Origin of the sequence: Streptococcus sp. 2154 (genome assembly GCF_013277255.1) — a bacterium.
Lineage (GTDB): Bacteria > Bacillota > Bacilli > Lactobacillales > Streptococcaceae > Streptococcus > Streptococcus pseudopneumoniae.
Genome location: NZ_VMMK01000079.1, coordinates 1,006 through 10,318 on the forward strand (window position 1 = coordinate 1,006; position 9,313 = coordinate 10,318).

Sequence of the window (9,313 nt, forward strand, 5' to 3'; positions counted from 1 at the left end):
TGAGCAACCTGCGGCTAGTTTGCTCTTTGATTTTCATTGAGTATTATTTCTCTCTTTATGGCGTTCATAAGCCTTGAGCTGGCGCTGCAGTTCCTTTTTAATAGCAGGTTCTGGAGCATATTTTTCTTCCCAGTCATCTGGTTTTAAGATTTTGTGGGTCACTGGATCAAAATGAGCCTTGCCATCTGGGAAGATTTTCCCCATATTGGCCTGATGGACAATATCAAAAATACGTTCTGGATCCACCCCCATCAAGACAAAACTACCGTAGGTAAAGTAAAGCGTGTCAATCAAGGCATCCACTTGCCCTATCAAATCTTGCTGGGCAGGCGTCTTCTTGGCTACTTTATCTGCTGCCTTATCAAGAGCCTGATGAAGTTGCGATAGAGCTTGACCAAAGTCCTCTTCAGAAGGACTGGCTGCTCGAACAAACTCCACCAATTCTTCTATTTTAAAGCCAGCCCTATGGGTTGCACCTTCTAAATCCCAAGCTCGTGGTTCTTCTTGGGTCCGTTCATCCATCATGTGGTGGAAGGTCTTGACCTTATTGAAATGATAGTCACGGCTGACAAAGACTTTTTCTGAAGACAAAACACCAAAATGTTCCAAGGCCTTGTGGATTCCGTCTTGCTGATTGCTGGTGGTAATGTGCTTAGCAACTTCCTTAACACTGCTACTACCATTTCCCATAGCGACCGACATACCGACACCAGCCAGCATTTCAAGGTCATTATCTGAGTCACCAAAGGCCATCACTTGGTTGAGGTCAAAGCCATATTCTTTCCCGACTCGGCGAATGCCTTCTAATTTAGAATTTCCCTGATTGATGACATCTGCAGCAAAAGGATTGCTACGTGTCAATTTCAAGTCTTCAAAATCAGCTGCCGCCTTCTCAGATTCTTCTGGCGTCATCAGCATCAAAACTTGGTAGATAGGCTGATTCATCAGATGAAGCAGGTCTTCTTCCTTTTGGGGAACAACCTTGCTGACCATGCGATTAAAAGACTGACTCACTGTCCGAGTTAAAACAGAGGGAACGAAGCGACTGATTCGTTGGGAAAAAGAACCCAGACCAAAGGACATGATTTTGGAACCCAGCATGGCATCCTTGGTCCCTAGGGCAATCTCCTTGCCCTCTTTTTTAGCATACGTAATAAGATGGCGCAAATGTAACTTGGAAATAGGGCTCGTGAACAAGACTCTGTCTTTAGTAAAGATGTACTGGCCATTATAGGTTACCGCAAAATCCAGGTCCAAATCGTCCATCAATTCCTTAACAAAAAAAGGTCCTCGCCCTGTCGCTACACCGACAAGCACCCCTTGTTCTTTAACAATCTTAATCGCGTCCCTAGTGGATTTCAAAACACTCTTGCGATTGTTGACTAGTGTTCCATCGATATCAAAAAAAACAGCTTTGACTTCCATCCTATCCCAATCTCCCCTTTTGTGATACAATGATTATACCACATTTCAGAAAGAGTAAGTAAATCATGCCTAAGAAAATCCTTGTTTTACATACGGGTGGGACTATTTCCATGCAGGCCGATGCTTCTGGCGCTGTTGTGACGAGTTCAGATAATCCTATGAATCATGTGTCCAACCCACTTGAAGGAATCCAAGTTCATGCCTTGGACTTTTTTAATCTACCAAGCCCTTATATCAAACCCAAGCATATGCTGGCTCTCTACCAAAAAATCAAAGAGGAAGCAGATAACTACGATGGGGTGGTGATCACACACGGAACCGATACTTTAGAGGAAACAGCCTATTTCCTTGATACCATGGAAATTCCCCACATGCCCATCGTTCTAACAGGAGCCATGCGCAGCTCCAATGAACTCGGTAGTGATGGTGTTTATAACTATCTGAGTGCTTTACGGGTAGCTAGCGATGACAAGGCTGCTGACAAAGGAGTTTTGGTCGTTATGAACGATGAAATCCACGCTGCCAAGTATGTCACCAAAACACATACGACTAATGTCAGCACCTTCCAGACTCCAACACATGGCCCCCTCGGTCTCATCATGAAACAGGAAATCCTCTACTTCAAAACAGCTGAACCTCGTGTTCGCTTTGACCTTGATCACATACAAGGTTTAGTCCCTATCATCTCGGCTTATGCTGGTATGACAGATGAGCTGATTGATATGCTGGATTTAGAACACTTGGACGGTTTGATTATCCAAGCCTTCGGAGCTGGTAATATTCCCAAAGAAACGGCTCAAAAATTAGAAAACCTTCTGCAAAAAGGAATCCCAGTCGCTCTGGTATCACGATGCTTTAACGGTATAGCAGAACCTGTTTATGCCTACCAGGGTGGGGGCGTGCAATTACAAAAATCTGGTGTCTTCTTTATTAAAGAACTCAACGCCCAAAAAGCCCGCTTGAAACTCCTCATTGCCCTCAATGCCGGACTAACAGGGCAAGATTTGAAAGACTATATGGAAGGCTAAGACTCTTGAAAAATCTCTTCAAACCACGTCAGCTTCCATCTACAAGCTCAAAGCAAGGACTTGAGCTGACTTCGTCAGTTCTATCTACAAGCTCAAAACAGGGACTTGAGCTGACTTCGTCAGTTTCATCCACAAGCTCAAAGCAGGGACTTGAGCTGACTTCGTTAGTTCTATCCACAAGCTCAAAGCAGGGACTTGAGCTGACTTCGTTAGTTCTATCCACAAGCTCAAAGCAGGGACTTGAGCTGACTTCGTCAGTTCTATCCACAAGCTCAAAGCAGGGACTTGAGCTGACTTCGTCAGTTCTATCTACAAGCTCAAAACAGGGACTTGAGCTGACTTCATCAGTTTCATCTACAAGCTCAAAGCAGTGTGTTGCGCAGCCTTTAACCAGCCACCTAGTCCGCTCTATGGTATTCATTAAGTCAACATCTCTTGTTTAAGAGCACAAAATCAGGAAATCTTCTCGATTCCCTGATTTTTTCTATTTACGTTTTCGTGTTGAACGACGTTCTGTTAATCCATGAGATAATAGAACTTCACGTTCTTCCAACACTTCCTTGTGCATAATCTTAGTCAACATACGCATACTAATGGCACCAAGGTCATAAAGAGGTTGGGCAATAGTTGTCAAGTTTGGACGGGTAAAGCGAGAGACTTGCGAATCATCACTGGCAATGATCTCAAATTCTTCTGGTACTGACACACCTTTATCAGCCAAACCGTTCAAGACACCTGCCGCCAACTCATCACCTGTTACAATTGCTGCAGTTGCATTTGATGAAATCAAGCGCTCTGCCAAGGCATAGCCATCTTCATAAGTGTATTTAGATTCAAATACCAAGCCTTCGCTATAAGGAATATCTGCTTTTTTCAAAGCTTCCTTGTAACCAACCAAACGAACCTTACCATTGATGTCATCCACTAGTGGACCACTGACAAAAGCAATGCGCTCATTTTCTTTAGCGAGGTAGGTCACTGCATCAATCGTAGCTTGTTTGTAGTCAATATTGACACTTGGAAGCTGATGCTCTACATCCACAGTTCCTGCGAGAACAATCGGAGTACGTGAACGCGAAAATTCTGAGCGAATTTTATCTGTCAAGTGATAACCCATAAAGATAATGCCATCTACCTGCTTTGAAAAGAGGGTATTGACAACAGAAACTTCTTTCTCGTTATCTTCATCGCTATTAGCTAGGACAATATTGTACTTGTACATTTCTGCAATATCATCAATCCCCTTAGCCAAACTCGAAAAATAACCATTGGTAATATTTGGAATCACGACACCAACAGTGGTTGTCTTTTTACTTGCAAGACCACGCGCAACTGCATTTGGACGATAATCCAAACGATCAATTACCTCTAACACTTTTTTACGGGTATTCTCTTTTACATTTTTATTGCCATTAACCACACGGCTGACCGTCGCCATGGAAACACCTGCTTCACGAGCGACATCATAAATGGTTACTGTATCATCTGCATTCATTCCTTTTCCTGCCCTTTCTATCCCACACATTCTTTTACAAGTAGAGGCACCGATTGAAACTCTATATCTACTTACAAAAGTGAAGATGTGAAAATTTCGTTTTCATATTTTTACTTATTCCATTCTATCACTAATTGTAAACACTTTCAAGTGTTTTTTGAAGATTGATTGAAAAAATTTCATAGAAAACCTAGGTTTAGCTCCTTGCTACCACCTTAGACTAAACAAAAAGGAGGAAACTAAGCCCCCTCAAGTTACAAATTGTTTGATTGAATAATTTTAATTTTAACACATAATGGTTTTCGCGTTATGATAGTATCACAACCAACCAGATTCTTTCGCGATATTAGCTGCCTCTGTTCGATTACCTGCATCTAGTTTCGAAAGAATATTGGTGACATAGTTTCGGACGGTTCCGTTGGATAGATAAAGTTTATCTGCAATTTCTTGGTTAGAGAAACCCTGAGCGATTCCCTTTAAAACTGCGATTTCTTGCTCTGTTAATGGATTGGGATGCGTCATCACCACTTCCATCAATTCAGGCGAATACTCCTTGCGCCCTTCGAGGACAATGTGCAAGGTTTGCATGAGATCTGCAATGCTTCTCTCTTTCAATACATAAGCATCTACTCCAGCCTTGACTTCACGTTCAAAATACCCTAGGCGCTTGAAGGTCGTCACTACAACCACCTTTGTTTCAATCTTTTCTGCTCGTATCCACTCCAAGACTTCAAGACCTGTCTTAACAGGCATTTCTATGTCAAGGATGGCGATATCTACAGACTCCTTTTCTAATAGTTGGATTGCTTCTTGCCCATTCTTGGCTTGAAGGACAGACTCCACATCCGGTTGAAGCGTGAGCAATTGACACATAGCATCTCGCAACATACTTTGATCTTCTGCGACTAATACTTTCATCTACTTTCTCTCCTTATAAGGTAGTTGAACCTGAACTTCTGTCGGTTGTTTCCAACTAATTACCTTTACCTCTCCCGAAAATGGAAGAACACGATCTCGAACTGTATGGAGGTCATCCCCCTTTATAGAAGTAAAGCCACAGCCATCATCTCTCACTGTTAGAATGAGTTCTTTCTCTGTCCGTTCCAATTTCAAGTAGACTTTAGACGCTTTAGCATGTTTGATGATATTGGTCACTAATTCAAGCAAAATCATGGAAGCCGTTGACTCCAATTCCTGAGTTAAGCTAGCTGTATCTAGTTGATTAGCCGTTTCCACCTCAATTCCAGCAATTTCTAACATCTTTTTCACATTCTCTAGTTCGGATGTCAAAGTTCTAGACTTAAGATTTTCCACAATGGTTCGCACTTCACGCATTGATTCTTTGCTAATTTGCTGTATTTCTCTTAATTCCTTTTCCACCTGTGGATAAGACTGCATTTGAAATAACTTCAAGGCTAGATCAGTTTTAACACTAAGCATAGCAAAGGTATGTCCCAAGCTATCATGCAAATCCTGACCGATACGATTGCGCTCATTTTCTGCTAGCAATAGATTTATCTGGGTATTTTGCTTGACCTGAGCTTCTTTCAAATCCTCGATAAGGCGAATCCGAACCGAGCCCAAAGTCATCAAATCGACAAAAGTAAGAATTCCAAGCATATAGACTAGAAACTCAACTTCGATTCTCTGAATAATCAAAAGTCGCCCCACAACAAGGACTTGAGCAAGGAAAAATGTCCATACATGTAAAGACTTTAAACTACGCACTCTAAAATGATAAATCAAGAGATTGGCAAGGAAAAAGAAGAACCAGACATAGTTGCCATGAACTAAGACAGTATTCCCAGCTACATAGACCAGCATGATCCCCCAGAAAAGCCAAGATAGGCGCTGGTTCTTAGTTATTAAAACACCCAAATACGTCACTACAAATAGAATATCAACCAATAAATGCCAAGCAGGAAGCTCCCCAATCACTACAGGTAGGATGGGAAAAAGCATAAAAATCAAACTGGCCCAAAACATATAGTGTATGCTTTTCAGTCTTTCAAGCATTAAGCATTCTCCTTATGACCTTGAAGGTAAATAGTCAAACCAAATAAAACTGCTGAAAAAACAAGTAAATAAACTGTGGCTGATAGATTGATGCCACCCTTGTTTAAGAAGGTCTTGAGCTACTCCATCAACTGATAGGTCGGGAGACACTTACCGACTGCTTGCATCCAGTCTGGAAATAAAGAGATAGGCATCCAGAGCCCACCTAAAACAGCCAAGCCAAGGTAAAGAAGATTGCCCACGACAGACATCAGCTGACTAGTTGGTAAGAGAGTCAAGGCCAAGCCAAGCGCTACAAAAGCAATACTTCCCATAATCAGCAAGAGCGCCGCCCCAATCCAATTTCCAAGAGACATGTCCACACCTCTTACAAAATGCCCAACTGAGAAAACAACCAGAATTGAGACCATATAATCAACCAGCATACTTGTTATCTTTGATAGATAATATTCTACCATATTTACAGGGCTATGACGCAATGTTTTCTGCCAATTGTTGATCTTGTCGGTATGTAAGACAGCTGGAAATGAGAAGATAGCTGTCGACATCATGGAAAAAGCTGTCATGGAGATAAGATAATCACGCATAAAATTCGCGGGTCCACCTGGTGTGTCCTGGTAGATGCCAGAAAAGAATAAATAGAAGGCTGTCGGCATCCCTACTGATAATAAATAATAGACTGATTGCCGTTTGGTCAATAGAAATTCTATCTTGTTTAGTGCGATCCATCGTTTCATCTTAGTCATCTCCCTTTTGTGTTTCTTCAAAGATTGTATCCAACAAGCTACGATTATTGACTTCAATTTCTTGAATCCTACATCCTGCTTGCACTAACAGTTGCCAAAAAGCATCCGCTTCACGTGTAACTACTTGCAAAGCATCTTGTTTTTGTGACCAGTTTTCAACCAAATTAGACTGCTCAATGACTTCCTTGTAAGCTAGAGGAAGGATAAAATGCTTTTCTATTTCCTCGCTACGCATAGCTAGAGGCGTCGTATCACGAATCAACTCTCCCTTATTTAAAACCAAAATCCGGTCAGCTGTATGTTCTACCTCTTCGATATAATGGGAGGAATAGAGAATGGTGACTCCTTGCGCTTTTAGGTCCCGAACAATTTCCCAAAAACGTTGACGGGTAGAGGTATCCATGGCAGCAGTTGGCTCATCTAAAAAGACAAGCTTTGGTCGCCCAATCAAGGTCAAGACGAAAGAAAAGAGACGCTTTTGCCCACCTGACAATTTTTCTGCAAATTGCTCTTTTTGTTGCTGATCAAACTGCAATAGTTGATCGATTTCCTGGTTACTCAAGTGATTTGGATAAATTTTTTGAAAGAAAGCAATCAACTCTTTTACCTTTAGTTTCTGAACGATTACATTCTCTTGAGGGAGGTAGGATCTTGTATAGTCTAACTGAGAACTCGTTACTGGTAAACCTTTAATAGATACTTGACCGCTGGAGACCAATTTATCTCCGAGCAAACAGTCCAAGAGTGTGGTCTTTCCTGCTCCGTTTGGCCCAATCATGGCAACACATTCACCTTCAGCTATCTCAAAGGAAATATCCTTCAAAATAGCCTTACCCTTGATGTTTTTATGTAAGCCTTGTACCTTAATCATGTTCATAATATTCTCCTTTCAATCACTCCATTCCCATAGGGAAAACGACGAAAATCATAAATCCAAAACCCCAAGCACCACGGATGAATTGGTAAAGGAAGTCTTGATCAAACCAACCTGTAAACATTTCTACCAACCATACCAAGAGTGACAGACCAATAAAGAGATAGATAATCGCTTTTTTCATTCCTCAAACTCCTTTTTCACATCTCCGACTAATTTCAAACCTTCTCGGATAAGCCAAGACATCATTCCAAATCCAGCAAAGACCTCCCAAGGAAAATGATAGAAATCCTCATCCAATCCCGAAAACATGAGATAGGTCATAACTCCTGCTGCTACTAGACTTACAGCGATAATCATTTTATTTCTTATCTCTTCTTCCTCCATTTGGTACTACAATTATAGTCTTTTGAAATCAGAGGAGATAGAAGCTTCTGTCACTATAAAATATGACAAATGTCATAAAAAATTATGTTCAAAACAAGCAAGATACACTATACAATAAAACACAATTAGAAAAATCTAAGGCAACTTCCTCAAAAGAGATATCAAACCCAATTCACACCATAATGTAAACTAATACTTATTTAAAATCAAAAAAAGTAGAAATTTTTATCAGGCAAACACATATATTATACGTTGAACAAAACCCTTCTATTGCTTTCTTAAAAATTTATAGGAGGCTAAATTTATAAGAGTTATATAATAAAATAAAATAAGAATCGAACAATTTAATTTTGGAATCCAAATCAATTTATAACAATATTTTAGAAGAGATGTTATACTATTCCAAATTCAATTTAATATAAAATCTGTTAAATTTCAATGTGTATACCTAAACTACGGTATTTATTGAAAAGACTGGAGACAAAAAGTATACGCTGCCAAAATGAATTACTGAAAATCAAAAAAGAGAGAACGAAACTGATTCTCTCTTGATTTATTTACTATCTAGTTTAAAAAAGAAAAAAGATACACTCACGTATCCCTGTAACGAATCGGGAAGACAGGATTCGAACCTGCGACACCTTGGTCCCAAACCAAGTACTCTACCAAGCTGAGCTACTTCCCGAGTTAAATAGAAAAATGCACCCTAGAGGAGTCGAACCTCTAACCGCCTGATTCGTAGTCAGGTACTCTATCCAGTTGAGCTAAGGGTGCTCATTATATTATGCCGAGGACCGGAATCGAACCGGTACGATCGTTACCAATCGCAGGATTTTAAGTCCTGTGCGTCTGCCAGTTCCGCCACCCCGGCCTCTCCAAGCGAACGACGGGATTCGAACCCGCGACCCCCACCTTGGCAAGGTGGTGTTCTACCACTGAACTACGTTCGCACTGTTTTCTTCTATCTAAAAATGCCGGCTACATGACTTGAACACGCGACCCTCTGATTACAAATCAGATGCTCTACCAACTGAGCTAAGCCGGCTCATCTATTATATCTCAATGCGGGTTAAGGGACTTGAACCCCCACGCCGTTAAGCGCCAGATCCTAAATCTGGTGCGTCTGCCAATTCCGCCAAACCCGCAGATATGACCCGTACTGGGCTCGAACCAGTGACCCATTGATTAAAAGTCAATTGCTCTACCAACTGAGCTAACGAGTCTAAAATAACTTGCGTTACCTTAAACGGTCCCGACGGGAATCGAACCCGCGATCTTCGCCGTGACAGGGCGACGTGATAACCGCTACACTACGGGACCTTTGGGAGTTAACGGGATCGAA

At 41.3% G+C, this 9,313-nt stretch carries 9 protein-coding genes, 8 tRNA genes and 1 pseudogene; 1 reads left to right on the top strand and 17 read right to left on the bottom strand.

Going from position 1 to position 9,313, the window contains the following annotated elements; genetic code table 11:
• Positions 1 to 33: 33 nt before the first annotated feature.
• Positions 34 to 1,425: a Cof-type HAD-IIB family hydrolase gene (locus HT693_RS11090; protein WP_138704898.1), complete on the bottom strand. Its 1,392-nt coding sequence runs from the start codon at positions 1,423 to 1,425 to the stop codon at positions 34 to 36.
• 65 nt (positions 1,426 to 1,490) lie between these two features.
• Between HT693_RS11090 and HT693_RS11095 the strand changes: the two genes are divergently transcribed.
• Positions 1,491 to 2,453, top strand: coding sequence for an asparaginase (locus HT693_RS11095; protein WP_166731196.1), 963 nt, complete (start codon positions 1,491 to 1,493; stop codon positions 2,451 to 2,453).
• A gap of 28 nt (positions 2,454 to 2,481) precedes the next feature.
• Here HT693_RS11095 and HT693_RS11100 read toward each other — a convergent pair whose 3' ends face one another.
• The 16 genes and pseudogenes from HT693_RS11100 to HT693_RS11175 form a co-directional block, all read right to left on the bottom strand.
• Positions 2,482 to 2,874, bottom strand: coding sequence for a hypothetical protein (locus HT693_RS11100; protein WP_138704896.1), 393 nt, complete (start codon positions 2,872 to 2,874; stop codon positions 2,482 to 2,484).
• Between the two features lie 63 nt (positions 2,875 to 2,937).
• Entirely contained in the window at positions 2,938 to 3,948 is a 1,011-nt protein-coding gene (ccpA, locus tag HT693_RS11105; protein WP_000990604.1) for a catabolite control protein A, read from the bottom strand.
• A 318-nt stretch (positions 3,949 to 4,266) separates the two neighbouring features.
• Entirely contained in the window at positions 4,267 to 4,866 is a 600-nt protein-coding gene (locus HT693_RS11110; protein WP_138704895.1) for a response regulator transcription factor, read from the bottom strand.
• The gene (locus tag HT693_RS11115) at positions 4,867 to 5,964 is read right to left on the bottom strand and encodes a sensor histidine kinase (RefSeq protein ID WP_138704894.1); all 1,098 of its coding nucleotides are present in this window, start codon (positions 5,962 to 5,964) and stop codon (positions 4,867 to 4,869) included.
• Positions 5,964 to 6,701: pseudogene (locus HT693_RS11120) on the bottom strand (ABC transporter permease). Before HT693_RS11120 ends, HT693_RS11115 begins: the two are co-directional and overlap by 1 nt.
• A gap of 1 nt (position 6,702) precedes the next feature.
• Positions 6,703 to 7,587, bottom strand: a complete 885-nt coding sequence (locus HT693_RS11125; RefSeq protein WP_138704893.1) for an ABC transporter ATP-binding protein — start codon at positions 7,585 to 7,587, stop codon at positions 6,703 to 6,705.
• Positions 7,588 to 7,603: 16 nt separating this feature from the next.
• A complete protein-coding gene (locus HT693_RS11130) occupies positions 7,604 to 7,768 on the bottom strand; it encodes a hypothetical protein (protein WP_000709172.1) in 165 nt (54 codons plus the stop codon).
• Positions 7,765 to 7,971: a hypothetical protein gene (locus HT693_RS11135; protein WP_023937647.1), complete on the bottom strand. Its 207-nt coding sequence runs from the start codon at positions 7,969 to 7,971 to the stop codon at positions 7,765 to 7,767. Before HT693_RS11135 ends, HT693_RS11130 begins: the two co-directional genes overlap by 4 nt.
• 611 nt (positions 7,972 to 8,582) lie before the next feature.
• Positions 8,583 to 8,656, bottom strand: a tRNA-Pro gene (locus HT693_RS11140).
• Between the two features lie 15 nt (positions 8,657 to 8,671).
• A tRNA-Arg gene (locus HT693_RS11145) sits at positions 8,672 to 8,745 on the bottom strand.
• Positions 8,746 to 8,756: 11 nt separating this feature from the next.
• Positions 8,757 to 8,842: transfer RNA gene (locus tag HT693_RS11150), tRNA-Leu, on the bottom strand.
• Between the two features lie 7 nt (positions 8,843 to 8,849).
• A tRNA-Gly gene (locus HT693_RS11155) sits at positions 8,850 to 8,921 on the bottom strand.
• A gap of 22 nt (positions 8,922 to 8,943) precedes the next feature.
• Positions 8,944 to 9,016, bottom strand: a tRNA-Thr gene (locus HT693_RS11160).
• An 18-nt stretch (positions 9,017 to 9,034) separates the two neighbouring features.
• Positions 9,035 to 9,116, bottom strand: a tRNA-Leu gene (locus tag HT693_RS11165).
• Between the two features lie 5 nt (positions 9,117 to 9,121).
• Positions 9,122 to 9,194, bottom strand: a tRNA-Lys gene (locus HT693_RS11170).
• A 24-nt stretch (positions 9,195 to 9,218) separates the two neighbouring features.
• Positions 9,219 to 9,291 (bottom strand) — tRNA-Asp (locus tag HT693_RS11175).
• Between the last annotated feature and the right edge of the window lie 22 nt (positions 9,292 to 9,313).